This window comes from Pseudomonas sp. TH34 (assembly GCF_016650865.1).
Classification (GTDB): Bacteria; Pseudomonadota; Gammaproteobacteria; order Pseudomonadales; family Pseudomonadaceae; genus Aquipseudomonas; species Aquipseudomonas yamanorum.
In genome coordinates, this window is record NZ_JAEKFB010000032.1 from 134,979 (window position 1) to 161,465 (window position 26,487).

General features: G+C 60.3%; 18 protein-coding genes and 4 pseudogenes. 10 read left to right on the forward strand and 12 right to left on the reverse strand.

Annotation, left to right across the window (positions count from 1 at the left end; genetic code table 11):
- The first annotated feature begins 254 nt into the window (after positions 1–254).
- Entirely contained in the window at positions 255–806 is a 552-nt protein-coding gene (locus JFU58_RS24905) for a GNAT family N-acetyltransferase (RefSeq protein WP_201142635.1), read from the forward strand.
- Between the two features lie 2 nt (positions 807–808).
- Here the strand turns inward: JFU58_RS24905 and JFU58_RS24910 are convergent, their stop codons facing one another.
- The 6 genes from JFU58_RS24910 to JFU58_RS24935 all read right to left on the reverse strand — a co-directional run bounded on the left by JFU58_RS24910 (position 809) and on the right by JFU58_RS24935 (position 8,028).
- A complete protein-coding gene (locus JFU58_RS24910) occupies positions 809–2,338 on the reverse strand; it encodes a GNAT family N-acetyltransferase (RefSeq protein WP_201142636.1) in 1,530 nt (509 codons plus the stop codon).
- Positions 2,339–2,378: 40 nt separating this feature from the next.
- A complete protein-coding gene (gene msrA / locus JFU58_RS24915; RefSeq protein WP_201142637.1) occupies positions 2,379–2,834 on the reverse strand; it encodes a peptide-methionine (S)-S-oxide reductase MsrA in 456 nt (151 codons plus the stop codon).
- Positions 2,831–3,751 (reverse strand): homocysteine S-methyltransferase family protein, encoded by a 921-nt coding sequence (locus JFU58_RS24920; protein ID WP_201142638.1) that lies wholly within the window; start codon positions 3,749–3,751, stop codon positions 2,831–2,833. Before JFU58_RS24920 ends, msrA begins: the two co-directional genes overlap by 4 nt.
- The gene (locus tag JFU58_RS24925; protein ID WP_446739989.1) at positions 3,748–4,797 is read right to left on the reverse strand and encodes an ABC transporter substrate-binding protein; all 1,050 of its coding nucleotides are present in this window, start codon (positions 4,795–4,797) and stop codon (positions 3,748–3,750) included. Before JFU58_RS24925 ends, JFU58_RS24920 begins: the two co-directional genes overlap by 4 nt.
- Before the next feature lie 11 nt (positions 4,798–4,808).
- The gene (locus tag JFU58_RS24930) at positions 4,809–6,887 is read right to left on the reverse strand and encodes an ATP-binding cassette domain-containing protein (RefSeq protein ID WP_201142682.1); all 2,079 of its coding nucleotides are present in this window, start codon (positions 6,885–6,887) and stop codon (positions 4,809–4,811) included.
- Between the two features lie 271 nt (positions 6,888–7,158).
- Complete coding sequence (locus JFU58_RS24935) at positions 7,159–8,028, reverse strand: isocitrate lyase/PEP mutase family protein (RefSeq protein ID WP_017475386.1); 870 nt, start codon at positions 8,026–8,028, stop codon at positions 7,159–7,161.
- Between the two features lie 426 nt (positions 8,029–8,454).
- Between JFU58_RS24935 and JFU58_RS32660 the strand changes: the two are divergent.
- Both JFU58_RS32660 and JFU58_RS32665 read left to right on the forward strand, forming a co-directional pair.
- Positions 8,455–9,432: pseudogene (locus JFU58_RS32660) on the forward strand (HAMP domain-containing protein); the annotation flags it as partial.
- 321 nt (positions 9,433–9,753) lie between these two features.
- Positions 9,754–10,296, forward strand: a pseudogene (locus tag JFU58_RS32665) (methyl-accepting chemotaxis protein); the annotation flags it as partial.
- 76 nt (positions 10,297–10,372) lie between these two features.
- Here JFU58_RS32665 and JFU58_RS24945 read toward each other — a convergent pair.
- From JFU58_RS24945 to JFU58_RS32675, 3 genes and pseudogenes are all read right to left on the reverse strand, one after another.
- Positions 10,373–11,703 (reverse strand): annotated as a pseudogene (locus JFU58_RS24945) (IS4 family transposase).
- A 129-nt stretch (positions 11,704–11,832) separates the two neighbouring features.
- Positions 11,833–12,450: a methyl-accepting chemotaxis protein gene (locus JFU58_RS32670; RefSeq protein ID WP_446739990.1), complete on the reverse strand. Its 618-nt coding sequence runs from the start codon at positions 12,448–12,450 to the stop codon at positions 11,833–11,835.
- Positions 12,424–13,188 (reverse strand): annotated as a pseudogene (locus tag JFU58_RS32675) (PAS domain-containing protein); the annotation flags it as partial. The gene JFU58_RS32670 and the pseudogene JFU58_RS32675, both read right to left, overlap by 27 nt.
- Positions 13,189–13,344: 156 nt before the next feature.
- On the opposite strand from JFU58_RS32675, the gene ltnD reads away from it, so the two are divergent.
- From ltnD to otnI, 5 genes are all read left to right on the forward strand, one after another.
- Positions 13,345–14,343: an L-threonate dehydrogenase gene (gene ltnD / locus JFU58_RS24955; RefSeq protein ID WP_274610135.1), complete on the forward strand. Its 999-nt coding sequence runs from the start codon at positions 13,345–13,347 to the stop codon at positions 14,341–14,343.
- A 10-nt stretch (positions 14,344–14,353) separates the two neighbouring features.
- On the forward strand, positions 14,354–15,646 hold the full coding sequence (gene otnK / locus JFU58_RS24960; protein WP_201142641.1) for a 3-oxo-tetronate kinase: 1,293 nt from the start codon (positions 14,354–14,356) through the stop codon (positions 15,644–15,646).
- Positions 15,643–16,281, forward strand: coding sequence for a 3-oxo-tetronate 4-phosphate decarboxylase (gene otnC / locus JFU58_RS24965; protein ID WP_017475391.1), 639 nt, complete (start codon positions 15,643–15,645; stop codon positions 16,279–16,281). The genes otnK and otnC overlap by 4 nt, the downstream gene beginning before the upstream one ends.
- A gap of 184 nt (positions 16,282–16,465) precedes the next feature.
- Positions 16,466–17,926, forward strand: a complete 1,461-nt coding sequence (locus tag JFU58_RS24970; protein WP_201142642.1) for a GntT/GntP/DsdX family permease — start codon at positions 16,466–16,468, stop codon at positions 17,924–17,926.
- 10 nt (positions 17,927–17,936) lie between these two features.
- Positions 17,937–18,719 (forward strand): 2-oxo-tetronate isomerase, encoded by a 783-nt coding sequence (gene otnI / locus JFU58_RS24975; protein ID WP_201142643.1) that lies wholly within the window; start codon positions 17,937–17,939, stop codon positions 18,717–18,719.
- Positions 18,720–18,769: 50 nt separating this feature from the next.
- On the opposite strand, the gene JFU58_RS24980 is transcribed toward otnI, so the two are convergent.
- Positions 18,770–19,591: a DeoR/GlpR family DNA-binding transcription regulator gene (locus JFU58_RS24980; protein ID WP_063028990.1), complete on the reverse strand. Its 822-nt coding sequence runs from the start codon at positions 19,589–19,591 to the stop codon at positions 18,770–18,772.
- A gap of 105 nt (positions 19,592–19,696) precedes the next feature.
- Positions 19,697–20,824, reverse strand: coding sequence for an alpha/beta hydrolase (locus JFU58_RS24985; protein WP_201142644.1), 1,128 nt, complete (start codon positions 20,822–20,824; stop codon positions 19,697–19,699).
- A gap of 151 nt (positions 20,825–20,975) precedes the next feature.
- Here JFU58_RS24985 and JFU58_RS24990 point away from each other — a divergent pair, with 151 nt between their 5' ends.
- A complete protein-coding gene (locus JFU58_RS24990) occupies positions 20,976–21,827 on the forward strand; it encodes an EcsC family protein (protein ID WP_201142645.1) in 852 nt (283 codons plus the stop codon).
- A gap of 165 nt (positions 21,828–21,992) precedes the next feature.
- Complete coding sequence (locus JFU58_RS24995; protein WP_201142646.1) at positions 21,993–23,753, forward strand: sensor domain-containing phosphodiesterase; 1,761 nt, start codon at positions 21,993–21,995, stop codon at positions 23,751–23,753.
- Between the two features lie 44 nt (positions 23,754–23,797).
- Here JFU58_RS24995 and katG read toward each other — a convergent pair whose 3' ends face one another.
- Positions 23,798–26,068, reverse strand: a complete 2,271-nt coding sequence (gene katG / locus JFU58_RS25000; RefSeq protein ID WP_201142647.1) for a catalase/peroxidase HPI — start codon at positions 26,066–26,068, stop codon at positions 23,798–23,800.
- Positions 26,069–26,487 lie beyond the last annotated feature (419 nt).

Sequence of the window (26,487 nt, forward strand, 5' to 3'; positions counted from 1 at the left end):
GCTGCGATGGGATCACCGCGCCGTACCTGCCAGACCGCGGCGCCTGCATCGCAGCCTCGCTGGGGCTCGACAGCTCCCACAGTTGATCTCAGTTATCTCAGTTATCTCAGTTATCTCAGTTATCTCAGTTATCTCAGTTGATCAGGAGAGTGTGCTCGTATCCCGTGACGCCTTGCGTCACCACTGAACAGATTGATTTTTTATTCCGCACGACACACCTTAGCGAATCGTTTTTCTAAAAGGTGACGCCCGTAGTGTCCGATTTTCCGACTCTCAAAACCGAACGCCTGACCCTCAGAGAACTTACACAGGAGGATGCGGTGGGGTTGTTTGCGATTCATAGCGACGCTGAAGCAATGAAGTGGTTCGGTGCCGACCCAATCACCGAGCCTCATCAAGCGGAGCAACTGATCGAGCTGTTTGCCAGTTGGCGCACGTCACCCAATCCAGGGATTCGCTGGGGGATTGAGGACACAGCCATGGCGAAGCTGATCGGCACCTGTGGTTTCTTCAAATGGAATCGTACGTGGCGCAGTTGCGCCATCGGGTTTGAGATGGCGCAATCGGCACAGGGACAGGGGCTCATGAAGGAGGCGGTTTACGCCGCCCTTCGATGGGCGTTCCAGCACATGGAACTCAACAGGATCGAAGCGCTGGTTCATCCTGACAACGCCCGGTCACTGAACCTGCTTGAAAAAGCCGGGTTCGTGCGTGAAGGAACGTTGAGGCAGGCGGGTTACTGGAACGGAGCTAATCAAGACCTGGTTCAGCTTTCGCTGCTGCGTGGGGAGTGTGAGTACCTTTAAGGTCAGCGTGCGGCCCGGCGGTAAACCAGCGTATCGCGTACGCCGAAGTACTCGCAGCGCCGCGCGCCTTGAAGGGTTTCCACCCATTCAAATCCCGCCGCCTCAGCCAGTCGTTGGCTGGATAGGTTCGCCGAAGAAGTGGTCAGACGCAGTGTGTGCCCGCTCAACTGCAAAACCAGAGCAGTCAATGCCTCCCTCATCAGCCCATGACCGGCGTGAGCCTGATTGCCCCAATAGCCAACTTCGAAGCTGTGAATCTCATCGGCCAGCGGCAGCAGGCCGATACAGCCCACCAATGCCTGGGGATCGTCGCGAGATAACAGGAAATACCTTTTCTCCCCAACAGGTGCATCGAAGTCTTTTGCCGCGCGCTGCAGGCTTTCCTGCGTGTCCTCCAGCGTCCAGTGCGGCTTGCTCCATACGAGAAACCGGCGGTGCAGCGCGTAGCTGGCGTTCAAGGCATCGGCGAGTTTTTCAGCGAGCGCCACGTCGGGCGCAACCAGGCTCATCCGGGCAGTTTGCAGGGTTGTGGGCAGCGGCGCCTGTTGTTCAATGGTTTGCACCCAGACGAATCCTTCGTCTTCACTGGGTGGCTCGAGCATGCTGAACACGCTTTTCAGCGCGTCCTCCGGCACCTTTTTGTCAGCATTGCGTTGGGCATTTCGCGCCAGCGCCAGCTCCAGCGGTGCGCTCACCAGGATGCCGATCACCGGGACTGCATAGTCCCTCGCGATGGACAGCAGCTCCTCTCGATGACGCCGCGCGGGCAGGGCGGCATCGAAGACAATTGCTCGACGTCCCAGCCGACCGGGGTTTTCCGACACCCAGCGAGACTTGCCCGCCCCCTGCACGCCCATGACCACGTAGACATGAGTGCCCTTTGCCGCCTGTGACAGCTCGTGCCTCAACCGCGCATACGCGAGCTGCCATGCCTGGCGATTGCGCTCAGGTGTGAACTCCCTGCCGAACTCGGTTTCCAGATAGTCATCAGGGTTGATCACAACGGGCAGGCCAGCACCTTCGGCACTGGCTTTTTTATGGAATAAGCAAACATGGGGAGCCTCCTTGCGAGGCCCCGAATTTTGCCAGCCACCCCGTTCGTAAAAGAGCCGTGCCTGTGTATTGGTCGGCGTCGCGGACAGCCGCAGTGACTCACAACCCAACCCGCTCAAAAATGACCAGGCGTAGGCCTCCAGCAACTTACCCAGCCCTCGCCCGCGCATATCGTGAACCAGATAAAAAAGGCTCACGTAGCCTACCGTCAAATCCTCCGGCGCCCGGCCCATCTCAATCTGGCCAATGATGTCTTCGCCCAGCCACACGTGTACAACGCTGCCTGGCAGGTCCGTCGACTTGGTCCTTAGCCAGTCGGCGTAACGTTCGGTCCCTTTGCCATCGCTTGTGTGAAAGCGTTCTGCCGACCCGAAGGCACAAATTTGAGCGTCTATGGCGAAACGTACACAAACGTCGAGATGCGCATCCAGGTTCACCGGCCTGAATGCCAGCTTGGGGTGTTGGGCGTTATCCGTCATGGAAGTCGATTCAAGCCTCAAGTGGTGTGTTCGAATACAGTCAGATTGAGCAAGTGCCGCCGTGCTTTTCCAGATAGTTCTGATGCTCTTCATCGGCCAGCTGAAATTCAGCCAGTGGCACAATCACGGTCGCCACTGGTTTGCCCAACTGTCCCGAAGCATCCAGCTTTTGTTTGGCAACCAGCGCCAGTTGGGCCTGTTGAGCTGTGGTAAAAAATACCGCTGAACGGTATTTCACCCCAATATCTGCGCCTTGGCGATCTACTGACGTGGGATCGTGCAATGTCCAGAAGTGCGATACCAGTTGGGTGAAGGGTATCACCCTCGCATCGAAGTCAACTTGCACCACTTCGATCAGCGGTGAGTCACCTTGGGATGACCGGGCAAAACCGACCCGACTGTCGAGCACGCCGGGCAAGCCGTTGAAGGACGCCTGCGCGCCCCAGAAACAGCCGGCGCCAAAGGTCGCCTGCTCAACCACATTCTGCTCACTCATTTTCCAGCCACCTCTGTTTGCGGTATCAGGTGCAGGTGCAACTGCGCGATGTGCTCGGGCCCGATGCCGCAGCAGCCGCCAATGATGGTCGCGCCCGCCTCGACCCAGGTTCTGGACCAGTCCAGGTAAGACTCGGGGCCCAGGTCACTACGAATTTCCAACAGCGTACTATTCGCCTTGGCCTCTGTGCTGACGGGAGGAAACGCGTTGGCATAAACCCCCAGCTCGATGCTTTGGCCAAGGCTTTGAATCACCATCCGGGCCTCGGTGAGTGCCGCTGCCATGACTTCCGGCTGGCTGCAATTGAAGAGTACCGCCTGCGCGCCCAATTGTGCCGCCACACGTACGGCGTCGCCCACCGATTCGGTGGAACGCAGCCGCGCGAGCCCATCCGTTTCATCCAGCAGCGTAAACGATACCCAAAGCGGCTTGGATTGCGCGCCCAACGCCTCAACGACCGCTCGAACTTCAGCGGTCGAGCTCTGGGTCTCCGCCAGCCAGACATCCACATGGGCTTGCAGCCCGTCGATCAGCTCGCGATGGATCGCGACCGAGCGTTGATGATCAAACAGGTCAGGCCGATAGGAGCCCAGGGCCGGTGGCAACGAGCCCGCGACCGCCACTGGCTCGACACCCGCGGATGCCGCCTGACGCGCCAGGCGCCCTGCCCGCTCTGCCAGCAAACGACCCTGCTCGGCAAAACGTGCATCGCCGATATGAAACGGCACCACGGCATAACTGTTGGTGGTGATGATCCGGGCACCGGCAGCAATGAATGCTCCGTGAGCCTGGAGCACAAACTCCGGTGCCTCGATCAACGCCAGTGCCGACCATTCAGGCTGGCGAAACGGCGCTCCGATGCGTTTCAATTCCCGCCCCATACCGCCATCGAGCAGGCGCAAAGCAATCTGGCTCATGGGTTTGTACTCACTTTTTGCGCCGACGGAGCCAACCATTGATCAACCGTGGCCGTATTCGCCTGGACCCACGCCTTGGCCGCTGCATCTGCCGGCAGTTTCTCTTTTTCGATCTTCAGGATCAGACCATTGAGTTGCGCCGGTTCAATCGAGAAATTACGCAGGAATTCAGCGATTTTTGGCGCACGCTTCTGCAAGGCCGTCGAAGCCAGCACATAGACCTTGGCGTCGGGGAAGGCGCAGGTGATCTGGCTCTTGTTCAGCCAATCCGGGTCGACCGTCGGGCTGATAAATTTCCAGCAGCCATCTGCCTTGTACAGCGGGTCATCCTTTTTGTTGTCCTGGGCATAACCGTCGAACGCTGGTTCTTCCAGGCGTCGCAGGTCAAAGGCCGAGAAGATCCAGTCCGGGGTGTAGGCATAAAACACCACGCCACGTTGCGCCTTATACGCCGAGGACAGCTTGGCGTAAGTCACGGAAGCCTCAGTGGACACCGCCTCGAACTTATCGGCGAACCCATAATCCTTGGCCTTGATCTCGCCAATATAGGTCGACTCCCAGCCCGCCGGGCCGACCAGTAACTGTGCCTCACCACCGCCCAGCGGCTCGAACAGCTTGGCCACTTCCGGTTTCTTCAGGTCGTAGACCGACTTCACACCGTACTTGTCCTGAATATATCCCGGGATGTAAAACCCCTGCTCGCCTGCATAAGGATGGTCGTTCGGAACCAGTGAACGGGTACCACCCGTCACGTATCGGGCCCATGCCGCCGACTGGTTGGGCAACCAGATGTCGGTCAGCACATCCACCGCGCCATCACCTTTTGCGGCAGCACTGAACAGCACCGGCACGTCCCCCGCCAGGTACGACACATCACCGTTCAGACGGCTTTCGATGACTTCTCCAAGAATGTGCTGAATGGCGATTGCGCCCGTCCAGTTCTGCTCGCCAATGACAATTTTGTCCTTGGCGAAAACCGTCGGGGAGAGAATCAGGGAAGCCAACAGTGCGGCGGCTCCCAAGCGGCGCGATAAGGGTGTGTTCACGATAAATCTCACTATGGGTTGTGCAGGTGATCTTGCTTGCGCAAGCTCGATTGAATGATTCGATCCGGGATAAGCGCACACAAGACAATCGCGACGCCGGCCAGCATGCCCTCGCCCCCCTTGATGTTGCGCAGTGCCGTCATCACGTCATAACCCAGGCCGCCTGCACCAATCAGCGCAGCCACCACGACCATCGACAGGCTCATGACAATGGTCTGGTTGATGCCCAGCAACAACGAACGGCGAGCCAGCGGCAACTGGACCTTGATCAGGGTTTGCCAAGGGCTTGCGCCATGGGCGACAGCCGCTTCGACGGCATCCTTGGGGACTTCCTGGATACCCAGCGATGTCAGGCGAATCATCGGCGCCAAGGCAAAAATCACCGTCGCGATCACCGCCGGCGTCTTGCCCACGGAGAAGAACGCCACGGCGGGAATCAGGTACACAAAGGTGGGCAGCGTCTGCATCACATCCAGCAATGGCGTTACCACACGGCGAAACAGCGGTCGTTTCGCCAGGAGGATGCCGGTGGGCACGCCGATGACCAGCGCGATCAGTACCGACGAGCCCACCAGTGCCAGCGTGGCGATGGTTCGCTCCCAGAAACCGAACAGCCCGATGTACAGCAACGCAGCGCTGCTCGTCAGTGCCAGCGCCAGGCCGGCCGAACGCCAGGCCAACAACACCAGCGCCAATGCCGAAACTGACCACGGCAACCATCCCAGCAGGTTCTCGATGCCCTCGATGACGGTACGGACGGCGACAATCACCCCGACAAATGCGCCCTCGAAGGTCACCTGAGACCAACCGATGAACTGGTCGATAGTGTCTGCTGCAAACAGCAAGGCTTGCCGGTTTGCCGGAAACTGGAGCAACGCGCTACTGGTGTCCGGCGTGATGACTCGCCAGACCACCAGCGCCTCGCTGGCAAGCAGTACCAACAACGGCAGCACCCAACTCGATACGTTGCGGCGCACCGGCTGACGGCTGAGGGAAACAGCCAGGAAACGACTGGCGCCGAGTACCGCCATGGCGGCCAGGACCGCGAGCCATGCGCCGCTGATAATGCCTTTGACCAGGAAGGTCAACGCGGCAAGTTCGGCGGCGAATGTCAGCCAGAACCAGCCGCCCCTGCCACGGGCAGCCAGCGCTGCCGGCCCCAGCGGCAGCGCTTGCCAGACGTGTAGACCGGGGCTGGCGTGTTGCTCACGGGGCTCGGCATCGGGAGCCTGGAGGCGGACGCTGGCAACCTGTTGCACCGGGGATGGCGTGGGCGTGCAGTCGCGGAAAAAATCGGCAACTTCTGCATCGACAGGATGCTCAAGCAACTGTGCCGGAGTGCCCAATTGCACCAATTGGCCTTTGCGTAGCACGGCAATACGATCGGCCAGCAGGATGGCTTCTGCCGGGTCGTGGGTGACCAGCAAGGTGCTGATCCCACGCTCACGTGCCAGGGCCAGGAAATGACGCTGCAAATCGCGGCGGATCGTGGGGTCGAGTGCGCTGAATGGCTCGTCCATCAGCAGGATATCGGGCTGCGTCACCAGCGCCCGGGCCAACCCGACGCGTTGCTGCATGCCTCCGGACAGCTCATGGGGATAATGCTCTCCCCAACCGTCCAGCCCGACGGCCTTTAACTGCGTAATGGCGGCCGCATGACGAGCCGGCTCGGGTTCCCCGCGCAACTCCAATGGCAACGCGACGTTGTCCAGAACCGTACGGTGGGGTAACAGGCCGAAATGTTGAAACACCATGCCGATACGGCGCGAGCGCAGTGCACGCAAGGCCTTGCTGCTCAGCTCGCTGATGGCTTCGCCTTCAATCAACACCTCGCCACTGGTGGGCTCGATCAAGCGGTTGATGTGCCGCAGCAACGTCGACTTGCCGCTGCCGGAGGTGCCCATCAGACAAAGGACTTCTCCGCGGCGTACCTTCAAGTTGATATTGCTGACGGCTGGCAGCGCCGACGCGTCTTTTCGCGCATAAGCCTTGGTGATGTTTCGCAGTTCAAGCACCACATCACCGTCGTTCGCGTGATCGTCTCCGGTCCCCTCAGGGTGTCGGGAAAGCTCGACCCAGGCAGTCGCCAACGGGGATTGAATGATTGTCACAGTAGCTCCAGGTAGCCAAACGCAAAAAAAAGCGCTGCGCTTGAAGCGCAACACCTTCCGTGGGCATAAAGCTAAACGATCTTAAAAAGCGGGAATAAATACCTTTTTTGCATTAGCTTAAGCGCTGTCGTTCGGACGCTGCCGGCGGTGGTGGCCCACGATGAAATACGTATGTGCAGGCGAAAAAATGGACCTCTTTTCAGAGGTCCATTTTCAATTTCTGTCGCGTAAAGCCTGACGTCTACAGGTTCTACTCTTGAACATCCATGAACTCTTTGGCCCAGCTCACGTAGGTGTCGGGGAACGTATAGGTGTGGGTCAGTTCGCTGGCGGTCAGGTTCGACGTGCTGCGCGTGAGGTTGCGCTGTTCGCGAAGGCTGTCGTAGGTGGCCTTGATCGAGGCGAAGTAGGCGCCGTGGCCGGCAACCACAATCCGCACACCCAGTTTGGCCAGGCGTTCGTTGTCATTGAGATTCGGGTTGGCGTAGGTCACCAGCATCAACGGGACCGTCAGGCCTTCGGCGATCTGTTCAAGGTGGTCGAAGTCACGGACACCCACCATGCAGATGCCGTCTGCACCGGCTTCTTGATACGCCTTGGTGCGATGGATGACGTCTTCCACCGGCAGCACGGCGGCGTTGGTTCGCGCGATGATCGAAAGCTGCGGATCGACCCGCGCCTCCAGGGCTGCCTTGACCTTGCCCACGCCCTCTTCCGTGCTGATGAGGTCGGTGGATTTGCGCCCGAACTGCGCGGGCAGCAAGGTATCTTCAATGGTCAGCGCTGAAACGCCCGCACGCTCCAGTTCCTGGACGGTGCGCATCACGTTGAGGGCGTTGCCGTAGCCGTGATCGGCGTCTGCGATCACCGGAAGCTGCGCCACCCGGCCGATGCGGGTGGCCTGCTCGACGAACTCACTCAGGGTAATCAGCGCGAAGTCCGGCGCAGCCAGAACCTGCAGCGACGCCACCGAGCCACCCAGGATGCCGACTTCAAAGCCCAGGTCTGCCGCGATCCTGGCAGACATCGGGTCAAACACCGAGGCGGTGTGAAAGCAGTGTTGGGAGGCCAGCAGCTCGCGAAACGAGCGCCGTAGATCATGGTGGGAAATTTTCGACATGTTCACTCCTCACTGTCGCCGTATACGCGGGAACGACCAGTGCCAATTCAAAAGTAAGGCTAGCGTATCACGCCGTAAAAAGATGGTTGATGACGTTTGAGAAACTTATACATCACGTTTAGCAGCGACGTCTGATGGCGCGGTGTTCGAGGGCTGAGACCACCAGCCCCCACCGTTAAACCGCGCCTTCGGCCTCAAGTGCGTGCCCCCGCAGTCGATACACAGGGGGTACGCATGGCCACACCCGCCGTCAAAACAATACATGCGACGTTCGACCCAACTGTTTTCTCCTTGCCAAAACTATAAATACCCGCAGGTGAAGTCATGAATATCAAGCAGAAGCTGACCTGGGCCTTTGCGGCCATCGCGTGTCTGCCAGTCATCCTGGTGGCCATTCTGGTGGTGCTGAATGTGCGCGAGGGGGCCATGGCCAATTTCCTCGACAGCAGCGGCCGCGAGATCCGTCAGATCGACAACGGCATGAAGCAATTTTTCGACGGCATCAGCCAGAACGTCGAATACGTAGCCAAGGACCCGCGCGTTGTCGCGGCCAAGGACCTCAAGAGTTATGCCGGCGCCGACGCTGCGCAAATCCCGCTGACTGCGACCAACAAAGACCTGCTAGGGATTTTCGATCAGTTCGCCAAAAGCCATCCCAGCACCGCTTACCTGTCGCTGGGACTGAGCGACGGCGGTTACGCCAGTTGGCCTGACGACACCAAACTGAACAACTACGACCCGCGCGTGCGCCCCTGGTACCAGGCGGCCATCGCCGCGCCAGGCAAGACCGTGCGTACCGGCGCCTACTATTGGGCGCCAGACGATGTGTCGCTGATCGGCACCGTGCACACCGTCGCCGACGACACGGGCAAGATCCTCGGCGTCGTCGGCCTGGACGTGTCACTCAAGCAACTCACCGAACTGGTGCGCAACATTAAGCTCGGCGACAGCGGCTACCTGATGCTGGTGGAAGCCAACGGCAACGTGCTGGTAGACCCCAGCGACGCCAAGCACAACTTCAAACCGATGGCCGACTTGGGCCCTGATTATGCCGAGCTGGCCAAGCGCGGCGACGGCGTGACCCAGGTCGACATCGAGGGTGTGACCTACATGGCCAACGTGGTCAGTTCCAAAGACCTGGGCTGGCGTTTTATCGGCCTGATCAAGCGCGACGAAGTGATGGCCGGCGCCACTCGCCTGACTTGGCTGATCGCCGCCATCGCCGCCGCACTGGCCGTGGTGTTCGCGATTGTCGGCGCCAGCTTTGCCAGCGTGATCGTGCGCCCGATTCGCGGGGTGGCCGACGGCCTGCAAGAGATTGCCGAAGGTGAAGGCGACCTCACCCGCCAGCTCAAGGTGCAGGGCAAGGACGAAACCGCCAGCCTGGCGGGCTGGTTCAACCAGTTCCTGAGCATGATCGCCCAGTTGGTGCAACGCATCGGCAATGCCTCTTCCGACCTGCAAGCCGCCGCCGCCGACACCCGCGACGTCGCCCATAACATGAACCAGGCGGCAGGCCGCCAACGTGAAGCCGTGGAGCTGGTCAGCACCGCCTTCAACGAAATGGTGGCGACCGCCAACGAAGTCGCCCGCTCCTGCAGTGCCGCCGCATCGAGTGCCGACGAAGGCTACCGCGATGTACACGACGGCCAGCAGCATATCGGCGAAGCCACCGGCAGCGTGCTCAAGCTCAGCGAAGACCTGCAGCGCTCCACCCAGACGATGCAGCAACTGGAGCAGGACAGCAAAAACATCAACACCATCCTCGACACCATCCGCTCGATTGCCGAACAGACCAACCTGCTGGCGCTCAATGCCGCCATCGAAGCCGCACGTGCCGGTGACCAGGGCCGTGGGTTCGCCGTGGTCGCTGACGAGGTGCGGGCCCTGGCGCGACGCACCGCCGACTCCACCGGCGAAATCGACAGCCTGCTGGGCAACCTCGCCCGCCGCACCCAGGAAGTCACCCAGCAGATGCAGGGCAGCCTGCTGGTGTCCCACACCAGCGTGGAACGTATCCAGCAGGCCCGCGACAGCTTCGACAAGATCCGTGGCTCCGTCGACTCGATTCGCGACCAGAACACCCAGATCGCCACGGCCGCCGAGGAACAGCACCAGGTGGCTGAAGAGATCAACCGGCACATCGCGCAGATCCATGCCGACGCGCAGTTGGTGGAAGGCTTTGCGCATTCGGCACAGACCGGGTCCGGGCGGTTGACGGATATTTCCGGTCAGCTCAAGGGCCTGGTGGGGCGCTTCAAGTTCTAGGCATTTCGCTGAGGGTAATGCCTGAACCGCTTACAGCGCGGGCAAAAAAAGCGCCACTCAACGAGTGTAATGCTGTTCACTTAAGCGGAGCAGCCTTACGGTCTACTGGAAATCGGGTTTTTGAGATCTTCACCGTCCTTGGCCTCGAAGGCCTTGGACGGTGATCCAGAAACAATCCTCCGATACCTGCCCTTAACTCTGCCAATCGTCTCCCTGTCGCTGAAATCGGGTTGGCCGCAGCCATCACAATCAATTGCACCGCGATGTACTGACAAGCCGGTTTGAAACGGATGTCCGAGGGCGCTCGGCCAAACGCCACCGCTGCCTGACTGGCTTCCCGACGAATTACGTTGTAAGCCAGCAAAAGTCCCCACACCTCCTGATAAATCAGCTCGACTTTTTTGCTGCGCAAGGTCATAGCGTTCTGTTGCATCGAACTCTTGATGTCCCTGAAGCCCAGCTCGATCTCCCAGCGTTCCTGATAAAGCTTGGCAACGGCCTTGGTGTTGTAGGTCTCGGCCGGCAAGGACGTCATGACGGTCTTCACTTTGCCTTGTATTTCATAGCTGACTTCACGTACCTCCCAGTGCGATGGAAGGACCGGATTTCGCTTTCTGGCCTGCGGTGAGACTTTCATGCGCACCAAACGGTCATGCATGCTGTAACGGGCCACTTCCTCACAGACCAGTCCTTTTTTGCCGGGATCAACCAATGACGGTGGGTGCCCGAACGGCTCAAACTCGACAGTAGCTCGGCGCCCCAGAACCCTTTGTCGAACAGCGTCACTGAGTGGTCGGGAATCTGCTGCAAAAACTCGTCGGCCAAGCGCATTTCACTGCGTCGGTAAGGGCTCAATTGAGCATCCAGGATCACATGCGAACGCACATTCATCAGCGCCACCAGGCGCAGCATGGGAAACGGTGTCTGGCGCTCACTCGGGGTGTTTCCCGATCCAAAGTGATCTCGCAGCTCGGGCGTATCCGGAGTGCGTAAAAGTGCACCGTCCACCGCGAATACCTGCAGGTCGTGCCAGGCATCATCGTCGTAGCGCTCCGCCCCCCATTGAGTACCGGTCTTGCGAAACAGCCACTCAACAGGATCGGCACCGAGCCGCTTTCGCGCCTCGGTCACACCGCTGCGGGCCAACAAGTGGTCAGAAGCCAGGCCTTGGGCGCAGATGTTCAAACGTCTGGCCACTTCGTGAACCGGCTCATCTCGAAATAGCGCCATCCCCAGTACCAACCAAAGCACTTGATCAGCGGGCAGGCGACGCCGGCGAATGGTGGCCTGACTGGAAAGATCCAGCGCAGACGCTACCCACTCAATGGGAATATTTTGGGTAAAGGTGCTCAGGTCGCAGAAGTTGAAAAGGTCGCCGAGGTCAAGCAGGTCCTGTTGAACAGACATAAAAAATCCGATGCCAGAGGTCTGGTATCGGATTTTCTAGGAAGCCCGGCGTGGGCTCAAATGCTTAAGTGAACAGCATTACACTCAACGAGTGGCGCTTTTTCTATTCCCTAGGCGCAGCTTGAGGCTCTACCCCACCCAACTGATGGCGGTCTTTGGAATCACTTCGGATTCATCGAGCTTGGAAGCGAACATGCTCACCGCCTCGACCGCATCGCTGGTGCCATTGCGAATCTGCAAAATCACCGAACCGGCTTGATCGGCCAACGTGACGCCGCGCTGCGCCCCTTCCTGAGTGGCGTTCATGCTGACGACCGCGTCCCGTGTCTCGGCGAGAATCTTGCTGATCATCTCGGCGATCTCCGCCGTAGAGCGGCTGGTGCGCCCCGCCAATTGCCTCACCTCGTCGGCGACGACGGCAAACCCCCGCCCTTGATCCCCGGCGCGGGCGGCCTCGATGGCGGCATTGAGCGCCAGCAGGTTGGTCTGGTCAGCAATCCCGCGAATGGTATTGACGATGGCGGTGATCTGCTCGGAGCGATCGCCCGGTTGTCCCACCAGTCGCGCAGACGCCCCGATGTTTTCGGCAATCCGACGCATCTCACTGGCGGTCTCTTGAATGACCTGGGTGCCCTGCTCGGCAAACTTCTCGGTCTCGGCAGAAATATGGTAAGCCCGGGAAGCGCCACGGGAGTCGGCCTCGAATTTCTCGACCCGCTCGGTGATGTCACTGGCGAACTTGACGATCTTGGTCAACTTGCCGTCGGCGTCATACACCGGGTTATAGCTTGCCTCCAGCCACACGACGCGGCCGTGCTTGCCCAGGCGTTTAAATTGCCCGCTGAAAAACTCGCCCGCATTCAGGCGACGCCAGAAGTCCGTGTACTCATCGCTGTTCACCAGGCCGGGTTCGCAGAACATCCGGTGATGCTTACCCTTGAGTTCCGCCAACCCATAACCCATGACATTCAGAAAGTTTTCGTTGGCGACCAGCACATTGCCGCTCAGGTCGAACTCGATCACCGCCATGGCCCGGTCCAGCGCCGCAAGCTTGCTGCGGGTGGCGGCCTCCTGGGCCACTTTGTCGGTGACGACAAGCGCGTACTTGACGACCTTCAACACCTGGCCACGTTCGTCCAGCACCGGGTTATAACTGGCCTCCACCCAGACAATCTGCCCGTCTTTATTGACCCTCTGAAAGGTGCCGGAAACGAATTTGCCGGCCCGAAGCGCGGCCCAGAATTCACCGTACGCTGCGCTGTTCGTCAATGCAGGCAAGCAAAAGTCCCGATGCGACTTTTCACTCAATTCATCCGGGCGATATCCCAACGCCTGCAAGAAGTTATCGTTGGCGCGAAGCACCTTGCCGTTCAAGTCGAACTCGACCACGGCCATCGAGCGCTCAAGCGCAGCCATCAATCCTTTGTACTCTGCAACGTCGGCCGTCCTGGCCGCCAGTTCTGTTTTCAGCGTTTTATTGAACATGACGTACCCCTTCAGAGCAATGGACTCTAAAGGCGCTATCGGCTGTCAGTTACGGAACTAAACACAGCCCCGCAGGCTTTTTATTTGACGTCAATTTAGTGCTCTTTTCCTTGCACTACGAGGCCTGCAGGACGCTCACACCACCAATGTTAAAATATGTTATTTGAAAAAATAACTTCACATAATCCGATCACTGATGGATTATCAGCCCAACATGTCTCACCCCCTGACCACAAAACAGGAACCCTCATGAATAATAAGAACGTCGGTGTTATTGGACTTGGCGCGATGGGCCTGGGCATTGCCCGCTCGTTGCTGCGCAACGGTTTCAATGTGCATGCCTGTGATGTGCGTGAAACCGTCACACAACAGTTCGCCAGCGAAGGCGGCGTAGCTTGCAGTTCTCCGGCACAGATGGCGGGTGAATGCGATGTGATCATCACCGTGGTGGTGAATGCCGAACAGACCGAGACCGTCCTGTTTGGTGAACACTCGGCGGCCGCCGCATTGCGCTCGGGAAGCCTGGTGATTGGCTGTGCCACGGTGGCGCCGACCTATGCCGTGGAGCTGGGCCAGCGCCTGGCAGACGCCGGGTTGCTGTACCTGGACGCGCCGATCTCCGGCGGTGCCGCCAAGGCCGCGGCCGGCGAAATGACCATGATGACTTCCGGCCCGGCCGAAGCCTATGCCAAGGCGGATGCGGTGCTCGCGGGTATGGCAGGCAAGGTTTATCGACTGGGCGACGTGCATGGCCTGGGCTCCAAGGTCAAGATCATCAACCAGTTGCTGGCGGGCGTGCACATTGCCGCCTCCGCCGAAGCGATGGCGCTGGGGCTGCGCGAAGGGGTCGACGCCGATGCCTTGTACGAGGTAATCACCCACAGCGCCGGCAATTCCTGGATGTTCGAGAACCGCGTACCGCACATTCTCAAGGCCGATTACACGCCGTTGTCCGCCGTGGATATTTTCGTCAAGGACCTGGGCCTGGTGCTGGATACCGCACGGGCCAGCAAGTTTCCGCTGCCGCTGTCGGCCACCGCGCACCAAATGTTCATGCAGGCCTCCAGCGCCGGTTTCGGGCGTGAGGACGATTCGGCGGTGATCAAGATTTTCCCGGGCATCGAACTGCCGACCGCCAAGCCTGACTCCGTATAAGGACCGCGCCATGAACCTACCTGCCGCACGCCCTTTGCTGGGCTGCATTGCCGACGATTTCACCGGGGCCACCGACCTCGCCAATATGCTGGTGCGCGGCGGAATGCGTACGGTGCAGAGCATTGGCATTCCGAGCGACGAAGTCGCGGCCGGGCTGGACGCAGACGCAATCGTCATTGCCCTGAAATCCCGCACCCTGCTGGTTACCGACGCCATCGCCGACTCCCTGGCCGCCCTGGAATGGCTGCGCGCAAAGGGTTGCGAGCAGATTTTCTTCAAGTACTGCTCCACGTTCGACTCGACGTCCGCCGGCAATATCGGCCAGGTCAGCGAAGCGCTGCTCAAGGCGCTGGGCAGTGACTTCACCCTCGCCTGCCCGGCGTTTCCGGAAAATGGCCGGACGATCTTCCGTGGCCATTTGTTCGTGCAGGACCAGTTACTCAACGAGTCGGGCATGCAGCACCATCCGCTGACCCCCATGACCGATGCCAACCTGGTCCGTGTGCTGCAATCGCAAACCTCCTGCAAGGTTGGGCTGCTGCGCTACGACAGCATCGCCCAGGGCGTTGCGCAGGTTCGCGAGAAAATCGCCGAACTGCGCGCCCAAGGTGTGGGCATGGCGGTTGCCGATGCGCTGTCCGACCAGGACCTTTATACCCTCGGCGCTGCCTGCGCCGACTTGCCGCTGTTGACGGGTGGCTCGGGCCTGGCCCTGGGGCTTCCAGAAAACTTCCGCCGTGCCGGCAAGCTGCACGACTTCGACCCGGCCTCACTGTCAACGGTGGAAGGCGGCGAAGTGGTGTTGGCCGGTAGTGCGTCGATCGCCACCAACGGCCAGGTTGCCGCCTGGATCGAGGCCGGGCGGCCAGCGCTGCGCATCGACCCACTGGCCCTGGCGGCCGGTGAACCGGTGGTGGCAAACGCCGTGGCTTTTGCACGCAACCAGCCACACACCGTGTTGATCTACGCCACCAGTACTCCGGACGACGTCAAGGCGGTCCAGCAGCAACTGGGGGTCGAGCATGCGGGCAAGCTGGTGGAGAACGCCTTGGGCGCCATCGCCCAGGCCCTTCGCGACAGCGGCGTACGGCGCTTCGTTGTCGCAGGCGGTGAAACCTCCGGTGCGGTAGTCAAGGCTCTCGGCGTACAGCTGTTGCAGATTGGCGCGCAGATCGACCCCGGGGTGCCGGCCACCGTGAGCAACACCGCCGAGCCGCTGGCGCTGGCCCTCAAGTCCGGCAACTTCGGCGGCCGGGACTTTTTCGACAAGGCCCTGAAGCAATTGGCCGGAGGTGCGCAATGAGCCGCGAAAACGCACTGCGCGAGGAGATTTGCACGGTTGGGCACAGCCTTTATCAGCGCGGATTTACCGTGGGCAGCGCCGGCAACATCAGCGCCCGGCTCGATGATGGCTGGCTGATCACCCCCACCGACGCCTGCCTTGGGCGCCTGGACCCTGCGGCCATTGCCAAGGTCGATCTGGCGGGCAAATGGGTGTCGGGCGACAAGCCGTCGAAGACCCTGGCCCTGCATCGCCAGGTCTACGATCGCAACCCTGGCGTGGGTGGCGTGGTGCATACCCATTCCACGCACCTGGTGGCCCTGACCCTGGCCGGGGTGTGGAGCCAGGACGACATCCTGCCGCCACTGACGCCGTATCAGGTGATGAAAGTGGGTCATATCCCATTGATCAACTATCAACGCCCTGGCGCCCCCAATGTCGCCGAGCAGGTGGCGCAACTGGCCAACCGCGTACGCGGTGTGATGCTCGAACGCCTGGGGCCGGTGGTCTGGGAAAGCTCCGTGTCCAAGGCCAGTTATGCCCTGGAAGAACTCGAAGAAACCGCACGGCTTTGGCTGATGAGCAACCCGCGACCGGCGCCACTGGACCAGGCCGCACTGGACGAACTGCGGGAGACGTTCGGCGCCCAGTGGTAGGTCTCCGGTTTTACCCGCAACCCCCTTGATGCACGCCTTCGCGACCCGAGGCAGCCACGCTGTCGCGACTGCGTGCCTGAACAATAAAAACAACAGGACATTCCAGCATGATCAAGCCCTACTGCAGTGTTGACCCTTACAGCGGCACTCACCTTTCGCACGTTCAATGCGCAGGGTGGATGCTATGAGCCCGCTTATTCTGATGGCAACCGCCGGCCTTGGGATCGCACTCCTGCTGTTCCTGGTGCTCAAGTATAAATTCCAGCCGTTTGTGGCGCTGATGCTGGTGAGCATCCTGGTGGCGTTGGTCGCCGGGGTGAAACCGGCCGACCTGGTCGCCACCATCGAAGGCGGGATGGGCAAGACCCTCGGCCACATCGCAATCATCATCGCCCTGGGCGCCATGATCGGTCGCATCATCGAGTTGTCCGGCGGCGCCGAGGCGCTGGCGAAAACCCTGATCGAACGCTTCGGTAACCGACGCACGCCGCTGGCGTTGACGGTGGCCGGCTTCATCATCGGTGTGCCGGTGTTCTTCGAAGTGGGGGTGATCATCCTGATGCCGCTGGCCTATGGCGTTGCCCGCCGTGCGCGCAAACCGCTGCTGATGTTTGCCTTGCCGATGTGCGCGGCGCTGCTCACGGTGCACGCCTTCCTGCCTCCGCATCCCGGTGCCGTGGCGGCCGCCAGCCAACTGGGCGCCGACCTGGGCCGGGTACTGATGTTCGGGCTGCCGCTCACGGCCTTCCTGTGCTACGTCGGCTACCGCGTGGCCGGACGCATGACCCGGCGTTTTTACCCGATGTCTGATGATATCCGTGCAGAGGTCTACGGCCCCCACGTGACCAACGATGACCTGCGCGCCTGGCATAACGGCAACGCCCAGAACGTCGAACAGAGGGCTGGTGCCGTCGCGCACATGGGCCTCGAAGAGTCCACCAGCAGTCTCGTTGCCAAGCTGCCGCCCGCTCCGGCGCCGGGTTTCGGGCTGATCGTCAGCCTGATCCTGTTACCCATCATCCTGATTCTGCTGGGCACCCTGGCGACGTCGCTGCTGCCCATCGAGTCGACGTTACGGGCGATCATGACCGTCCTCGGTGCTCCGTTGGTGGCACTGCTGCTCGATACCTTGCTGTGTGCCTGGCTGCTGGGCTCCCGTCGCGGCTGGAGCCGTACCCAGGTGTCCGATGTGATCGGCTCGGCATTGCCCGGCGTGGCCATGGTGATCCTGATCGCCGGTGCCGGCGGCGTGTTCGGCAAGGTGCTGGTGGACACCGGGATCGGAGCGGTGGTCTCCGACTTGTTGCGCACCACCGGGCTGCCAGTACTGGCGCTGGGCTTTTTGCTGACCATGCTGTTGCGCGCGGTACAGGGTTCGACCACCGTGGCACTGGTGACCACAGCGGGTATCATCAGCCCGTTGATTGCCACGCTCAACCTGACGCCCAACCATATGGCCCTGCTGTGCCTGGCCATGGGCGGTGGCGGGCTGGCGATGTCGCACATCAACGATGCCGGTTACTGGATTTTCACTAAACTGGCCGGGCTCAACGTGGCCGACGGCCTGCGTACCTGGACGGTGATCACCACCCTGCTGGGTACCCTGGGTTTCCTTGTCACCCTGTTGATCTGGCCTTTTGTCTGAAGGAGTTCCCATGCCTCGCTTTGCTGCCAACCTGAGCATGCTCTACCCCGAACGTCCGTTCCTGGAGCGCTTCGCCGCGGCCGCCGCTGACGGATTCGAGGCGGTGGAATATCTGTTTCCCTATGAGTACAGCCCGCAGGAACTACGGCAACGCCTGAACGACAACGGCCTGGTGCAAGCCCTGTTCAACGCGCCGCCGGGTGATTGGGCGGCGGGCGAGCGCGGCATCGCGACCTTGCCGGGTCGCGAGGACGAGTTTCGCGCCGGTTTCGACCGGGCGCTGGAGTACGCCGCCATGCTGGGCAATACCCGCATCCATGTAATGGCCGGCTTGCTGGCGTCGGAAAGCGACCGCGCACGGCACCATGGGGCGTACCTGGAAAACCTCGCCTACGCTGCCGCCCAGGCGGCGCAGGCCGGCGTTACCGTGCTGCTGGAACCGATCAACACCCGAGACATGCCAGGGTTTTTCCTCAACCGCCAGGATCAGGCACAGGCCATCTGCAAGGAGGTCGGCGCCCGCAACCTGAAGGTCCAGTTCGACTGCTATCACTGCCAGATCGTCGAGGGCGACCTGGCCGTCAAGCTGCGCCGCGACATGGGCGGCATCGGCCATATCCAGATTGCCGGCGTGCCTGATCGGCATGAACCGGACCTCGGGGAGCTGAATTACCCTTACCTGTTCGAGCTGATCGATGAACTGGGGTATGACGGCTGGATAGGCTGCGAATACCGACCGCGGGGTGACACCTCGGCCGGCCTACAATGGTTGCGGGACTGGAAAGCACGCTAAACAACGCTACCCTCCCCTGCGCGCCGCTCGCAGCAGACCGAAAAGGCCCGTCAGGCGGGCGTGAGATCGGACGGCAACATCAGTTCGACCCCTTGCTTGCGTATGCCGTCCGCTGCGGCGGGCGCCAGCGCGGCATCGCTGATGACGATATCGAACTGCTCCAGCCCGGCGATCTTGTACATGCTGAAGGTGCCGTACTTGGAACTGCTGGCCACCAGCACCACTTGCGACGCCGACTGCATGGCAACCTGCTTGACCTCCACCTTCAACGCCGAAGGAGTGGTTATCCCGCGTCGCAGGTCCCAGGAACTGGTAGAGATAAAGGCGATGTCGGTGACCACTTGGCGCAGGGTGGCCACCGCAAGCCCGCCCACACACGAATGGTTGGAGTGATCCAACTGCCCGCCCGTGTGAATCACCGTCACTTGCGGGGCGTCCATCAGTGCCTGCACCACGCCGAAGTCGTTGGTCACCACCGTCATGCCGGCGAGTGCCTTGATGTAAGGCACGATCTCCAGCGTGCTGGTGCCTGCGTCCAGGTAGACCGTCATGTCCGCACGCAGCAAGCGCGCGGCAAGCTTGGCCATGGCCTGCTTCTGCGGCAACTCCACCACGGCCTTGAGCTGATGGCTCGGCTCGCTGTGAAGCTGGCTGGCAATGCGCACCCCACCAGTGACCGAATACGCCCGGCCTTCCTGCTCCAGCAATGCAATGTCGCGCCGCACGGTCATGTGGGAGCAGTCGAACATCTCCATCAACTGATGAACACTCAGCACTTGATGCTTGCGCAATTGACGCAGTATCAACTCACGGCGCTGATCAGGAATCATCGGTGCGCCGCTCTCGGCGGTGATGTCCTTCTGGCTTGGCATTCAAGGCTCCAACGGGTACGGCGGGTGGGTTCGGGTGAACCCCATAGTAGCGAATCCACCGCGGCCCGCGCGAGCCTGGCAAAAAAATGCAGTAGGCACACGCACCTACTTCAACCGCCCGGCCTCACCCAGCCAAGCAGGTGCGCCTTTGTGCAGCCAGTCAGTGGCCGCAGGATTGTGTTTGACCCGGCTGTCCAGAAACGCCACGCCAATGGCCTGGATCGCCGCGACTTGCTTGGGATCCGGCGCCGGTTCGCCCGCCATCTGGCTACCGCCGCCAGGTTTGGCGCCGTGCTTGTGCCCTCGACCTTTGGGCGCATCGCCGGACGAATCACTGCCTTTATCGGCCTTTTTCGCCGGCCGGTTGAATAACTCACTGCCCGCCAACGTCTTGTGCGTCGCACTGTTCAGGTCCAACCGGACACTCCCGGCTACCCTCACCGACTCACCCAATACTTCCCGCTGGCGATAGGAACTGACCCAGTTGAATGGGTCTTCATCCTGCTGACCGGTCATCGACAGCACGGGCGCCGATATCCGGGCATACCTGTCTGGCCGAGCATCGGCGTCCACATAAGGGCTGAGCAGCAGCACTGCCTTGGGCTGAACCGCATCGCCCGACGCAGCGCCAGGCTCCAGCGCCCCGGCGAGCGCCTCGGCGGTCTGCGCGCCAAAATCAAAGCCGGCCACCACCACCTGGTTCCAATCGATGGCTGCCAGTTGCGTATCGCCCTTGGCGGCCCGTGACCGAACCTCAGTCAGGACTTTCTGCAAGGTGGACAGCCTGTCGCGCAGTGCGACGTCGGAATAATGACTGCTCGCCATCCCGCGAAAATCGCCATATTGCGCCTGCTGCGAGGCGAAGATCGACTGATCATGGGCGTGCTCCTGAACCGACAGCACCGCATAACCCGCCTGCGCCCAAGCCTTGCGCCACGCCACGCCGCCCGAGGCCGACTCTCCCAACCCCGGCAAGTAGATAATCAGCGGCACACGCTCCTGGGTCACCGGCGCCAACCACGCCACATTCACCGATTGCTGATCGACTTGCCAGGTCGCGTCCCAGCCGGCCGTTTCGTAGTGGGACGGTTGATAAGCGGTACTCAGTTCCTTATCGACCCGCTCGCTGAAAGCGGCTCGCGGGTTTGGCGGATCGCCCGCACACCCTGCGATCAATCCCAGGCTGCCCACCAGGGCGCCCACCGCCAGCCAGTACCGCGGTTGAAGGCTCATTCGATGCATACCGTCATTCAGTTCAAGATGAATGGCAGCGTAACCGACCCGCTGGCGAACGCAGCACACGCACAGGTAAAGAATGGGTAAAGCGTGACGGCACGATGGCCTTTCTTGCGGGTCTTTGTTTTATGAGAACCGGAAAAACTTCATGGAGACGCCTGTGAGCATCAGAGACAACCCCGAGGACTACCAGGATCTCAAGCGGGCCGTCGGCTTGCTTGAGTCACCCTCCCTGACTGCCAGGCTGTCCGGCATGATCGGCTCCCCCATTGAAAGTGCGGTGAAGGCCTTGCCGGGGGTGGTTTCAAAAAGGATCAATGGCGCCGTGGCGGCGGCGCTGCACTCCTCCGCCGGCGCGGCGCTGAAGAGCCTGGAGAACAGCCCGAAAAAGCCAGCCTCGACCCGACTGCACAAGGCCTTCGCAGCGACCTCGGGCGCGATCGGCGGAGCCTTCGGTTTTGCGGCGCTGTTTGTCGAACTGCCGATCTCCACCACCATCATGATGCGCGCGGTCGCCGATGTGGCGCGCAGCGAAGGTTTTGACCTGGGGGACTTTGCGACCAAGCAGGCGTGTATTGAGGTGTTTGCCATGGGCGGCAACAGCCAGGTCGACGATGCAACGGAGACGGGTTACTACATGACCCGCAGCTTCACCACCCAGGCCATGCAGCAACTGTCGAAAGAACTGGCGGGAATCGCCGCCAAGCAGGGTTCCAAGGCCATCAGCACCTTGTCCCCGGGGCAAGCCGGCAAATGGCTGGCGATCCTGATCGACAAGGTCGCGACCCAGTTTGGCTTTACCATTTCCAGCAAGTTCGCGGCGCAGGCCGTTCCCGTGATGGGCGCCTTTACCGGGGCGACCATCAATACGCTGTTCACCCATTTCTATCAGGACATGGCGCAGGGGCACTTCATCGTCAAACGGCTTGAAGATAAATATGGGTTCGAGGCGGTCAAGGATGAGTACATGGCCATCAAGGCAGCCCCCCTGGTGCACTAGACGCGGGGGAAATGCCTGGCACCACGATGCCCCGGGAGCAGGTTTTCCGGGAGAGGCCGCCCGGATGCATACGTTTGAGCTATCTGTTGAATAGAAAAAACAACATCATAATGATGGCACTGTCTGATACTTTGTTGTACGAACACAGCCACTCCGAGGATTGTCATGGGCGAAGGCGCTCCTATTCCGCCGAATGAAGTTGAACGGCTAAAAGAGGTCGCGAAATTTTGTCCACCCGACAGCGACCACGATGATGTCTTTGAAAAAATCGTCGAGATGGCGTCTGCCTACTTCAACGCCCCCATCGCACTGATTTCAATTGTCGATAAACACCGGCAATGGTTCAAAGCACGCGTGGGGCTTACAGAAACGCAGACACCGCGAGAAGTCTCTTTTTGCGCCTACTCCACGCTGGACAATTCCCTGTTGGAGGTGCTGGACGCCACGCTGGATGCCCGTTTCAAACACAACCCCCTGGTAACAGGGCCGCCGCATATTCGTTATTACGCGGGCGCGCCGTTGATTACGGAGGATGGTTTTACACTGGGAAGTCTCTGCATCATTGACACCGTCTCCCGCCCTCCCATGAACGAGCGTGACAGTGCCATGCTCAACGGCTTCGCGGAACTTGTGATGATGCGCATACAGGGCATGCGGTCTCGCAACTTTATAGACCAGCCCACGGGGCTGTTTAATCGACTCAGGCTTGAGGAAGATATCCGTCAAGCGGTGAAGCTTAAAACCCGGTGCCAGGTGTATGCCGTTGACATTATCTCGCCAAAGTTCCTCAACGATATCGTAAAGGCCCTGGGGTATAGCTTTGCGGGAGACTTGGTCCTGGCGATCAAATCTCGCCTGCAAACACTCTTACCCGCGCGGTGCCTGCTTTACAAAATAAGCCCGACCCGGTTTGGCTTCCTCCTTGAGGAGGAACAAACCACCGAGCACATCTGCGCAAGTATTCTGACGGACTTCAAAAAGCCGGTTGAATGCCACGGCATCCCCATACTCATGCAAGTGGGAATTGGCGTCCTGCCCATTCATGGCGCAGGGCAGCAAGACTGGCTGCGCCTGCTGGTGAGTGCGGCAGATGAGGCTCGTGACCGCAAGCTGGGATGGTCTCTTTATGAACCTCAGTTTGATGCGGCTCAACAACGTGCTTTCATGTTGTTGAGTTCGTTGCCGGAGGCGGTCAGCTCCGACCAACAGTTCAGCCTGGTGTATCAGCCCAAAATCAAACTGCCCTCAGGAAAGTGTGATTCGGTAGAGGCATTGCTACGATGGACCCATCCGTTGCTTGGCCCCATCAGCCCTGCTGAATTCATCCCCTTGGCTGAAAAAACCGCCCTGATACCCTCCGTGGGACTATGGGTGCTCAACGCAATCATCCGGCAAACGCTTGTCTGGAAAGCGCAAGGTGTGCGCCTGCGGATAGCGATGAATATCACTGTCAGCGATCTGGAAAGTTCCGAGTTCGTAGACGCGATGATTCATGAAACTCAAACGCACGGCCTGGACCCGGCCAGCTTTGAACTTGAGTTTACCGAAAGCATGCTGATGACCAATCCTGAAGAAGTCATTCGGCAGTTGGAACGGGTTCGTAAGTTTGGCGTAGAGGTTGCCGTTGATGATTTCGGCACGGGCTACAGTAACTGGGCGTATTTGAAGGAACTGCCCGCCACTACCGTCAAGCTTGATCAATCACTTATCAGCGGACTGGGCACCAATCAAAATGACAAGCAACTGGTTAAAACCCTGATAGGCCTGGCAAAGGGACTCTGCTACCGCGTCGTTGCCGAAGGCGTAGAAAATGAAGAGATCCTGGATCTTTTAATACAGTGGGGGTGTTCCGAGGCGCAGGGCTACCTGATAGCAAAACCTATGAGCGCAGCGGATCTGGAAGCCTGGATAAACCAAGGCCGCTAGCGAACAGGCCCACAGCGTGGGCCTGTACAAGTAAGGCGCTGGTGTCAGGCCAGTTCGAAGCGATCCAGATTCATCACCTTGGTCCAGGCCGACACGAAGTCTTCGACGAACTTCTCCTCGGCGTCGGCACTGCCATAGACTTCGGACAGCGCCCTCAACTGGGCATGCGAACCGAACACCAGGTCGACCCGGGTGCCAGTCCACTTGACGGCACCGGTCTTGCGGTCATGCGCCTCAAAGGTATCGTGGGTGCCGGTGACTGGCTTCCATTCAACGCCCATGTCCAGCAGGTTCCTGAAGAAGTCATTGGTCAGGGTTCCCGGGTGCTCGGTGAACACCCCGTGCTTGCTTTCCCCGACATTGACACCCAAGACCCGCAGCCCGCCCAACAGCACCGTCATTTCAGGTGCGGTCAATGTCAGCAGTTGTGCCTTGTCGACCAGCAACGCTTCCGCCGACACCTTGTAGTGCCCCTTCTGGTAGTTGCGAAAGCCGTCGGCGACCGGTTCAAGGAAGCCGAACGACTCGACATCCGTCTGCTCCTGGGAAGCATCCGTGCGCCCTGCCGTGAAAGGCACCGTGTTCTGGCGGCCGGCATTTTTTGCCGCCAACTCAACTCCCACGCTGCCCGCCAGCACGATCAGGTCGGCCAGGGATATCCTTTTGCCTCCCGCCTGCGCGGCGTTGAAGTCGCCCTGAATAGCCTCGAGATGCTTCAATACGCCTGACAGTTGCTCAGGCTGGTTGACCGCCCAGTCCTTCTGCGGAGCCAGACGCAGGCGCCCGCCATTCGCTCCCCCGCGTTTATCGGAGCCACGGAAGGTGGACGCCGCTGCCCATGCCGTCGAAACCAGCTGTGAGGCCGTCAGCCCCGCGGCGAGAATCTTTTGCTTGAGCGCCGCCACATCCTGCTCATCCACCAGTGGATGATCGAGCGCAGGAATCGGGTCCTGCCACAGCAACTCTTCCGCGGGGGTTTCCGGGCCGAGATAACGGGCAAGGGGGCCCATGTCACGGTGGGTAAGCTTGAACCAGGCACGGGCGAAGGCGTCCGCCAGTTGGTCGGGGTTGGCCAGGAAACGTCGGGAAATCTGTTCGTACGCCGGATCGAAACGCAGCGCCAGGTCCGAGGTCAGCATGCTCGGCGCATGCCGCTTGCCAGCGTCATGGGCATCCGGAACCTTGCCGGCGCCGGCACCGTTCTTCGGTGTCCACTGATGCGCTCCCGCCGGGCTTCTGGTCAGTTCCCATTCAAAGCCAAAGAGGTTTTCGAGGTACTCATTGCTCCATTTCGTCGGCGTCGAGGTCCAGGTCACTTCCAGCCCGCTGGTGATGGTGTCACCGCCCTTGCCGCTGCCGAAGCTGTTTTTCCAGCCCAGCCCCTGCTCTTCCAGGCCAGCCGCTTCCGGTTCCGGGCCGACGTTATCCGCCGGGCCTGCGCCGTGGGTCTTGCCGAAGGCGTGACCGCCGGCAATCAGTGCAACGGTCTCTTCATCATTCATCGCCATGCGGCCGAAGGTTTCACGGATATCCTTCGCCGAGGCAACCGGGTCCGGAACCCCTTCCGGCCCTTCCGGGTTCACGTAGATCAGGCCCATCTGTACAGCGGCGAGAGGGTTTTCCAGATTGCGCTCGCCGCTCCCGGTGCGGCTTTCTTCGTTGCCATGGTTCTGCGGCTCGGCAACCAACGTACCATCGCCCGGCTGCTGCATTTTCTTTTGCACGCCGTAACGCTCTTCTCCCCCCAGCCAAGTGGTCTCGGCCCCCCAGTAAACGTCTTCGTCCGGTTCCCAGACATCCGGGCGACCGCCAGAGAACCCGAAGGTCTTGAAGCCCATGGACTCCAGCGCAACGTTACCGGTGAGGACGATCAGATCGGCCCAGGAAATCTGGCGGCCGTACTTTTGCTTGACCGGCCAGATCAGGCGACGGGCTTTATCCAGGCTGACGTTGTCAGGCCAGCTGTTGAGCGGTGCAAAGCGCTGCTGACCGGTACCGGCACCGCCACGACCGTCAGCGGTACGGTAAGTCCCGGCGCTGTGCCAGGCCATGCGAATGAACAGTGGGCCGTAATGGCCAAAGTCCGCAGGCCACCAGTCCTGGGATTGCGTCATGACATCGCGCAAATCCTGCTTGACCGCTTCAAAGTCAAGACTCTTGAACGCCTTGGCGTAATCGAACCCCTGACCCATGGGGTCGCTGAGGGAGGAATGCTGATGCAGGATCTTCAGATTCAGTTGCTGGGGCCACCAGTCTCGGTTCGTGGTGCCGCCACCCGCAGCGTGGTTGAAAGGGCATTTCGATTCAGTTGACATGCTTGATACACCTTTTCGTCATGTTCATCCGTACCATCCTGTCCGCTGGAGCACGCTGGACATTGATGGTGAAACTCAAAAGTGCAGGCCTCTCAATAATGATCGGGCGGCTCTGCAAGTGGCGCTGATCAGCTTGCCGCCAGGCGCTTGAACGAAATGCTGGCACTGACGTCTGCAAAGATTAGCCTCGTTCGCAGAAAACTCTAATAGCCGCAACCTTACCGCTTGATAGACCGACTCTTGGGATTGAACGCGCAACTGATGGTACTGCATCCCCCCATACATACCGTGGACGACCCTGACGGCTGGGAAAGACTTAATTCCAGACTTGTTTTTGCAACATTTAAACAGCCAAACGAGAAGTGGGTGTTTTGGGCGCCGCAGGTGAATTAGTGCTGCTGGCCTAAGGAAAGGCTGAA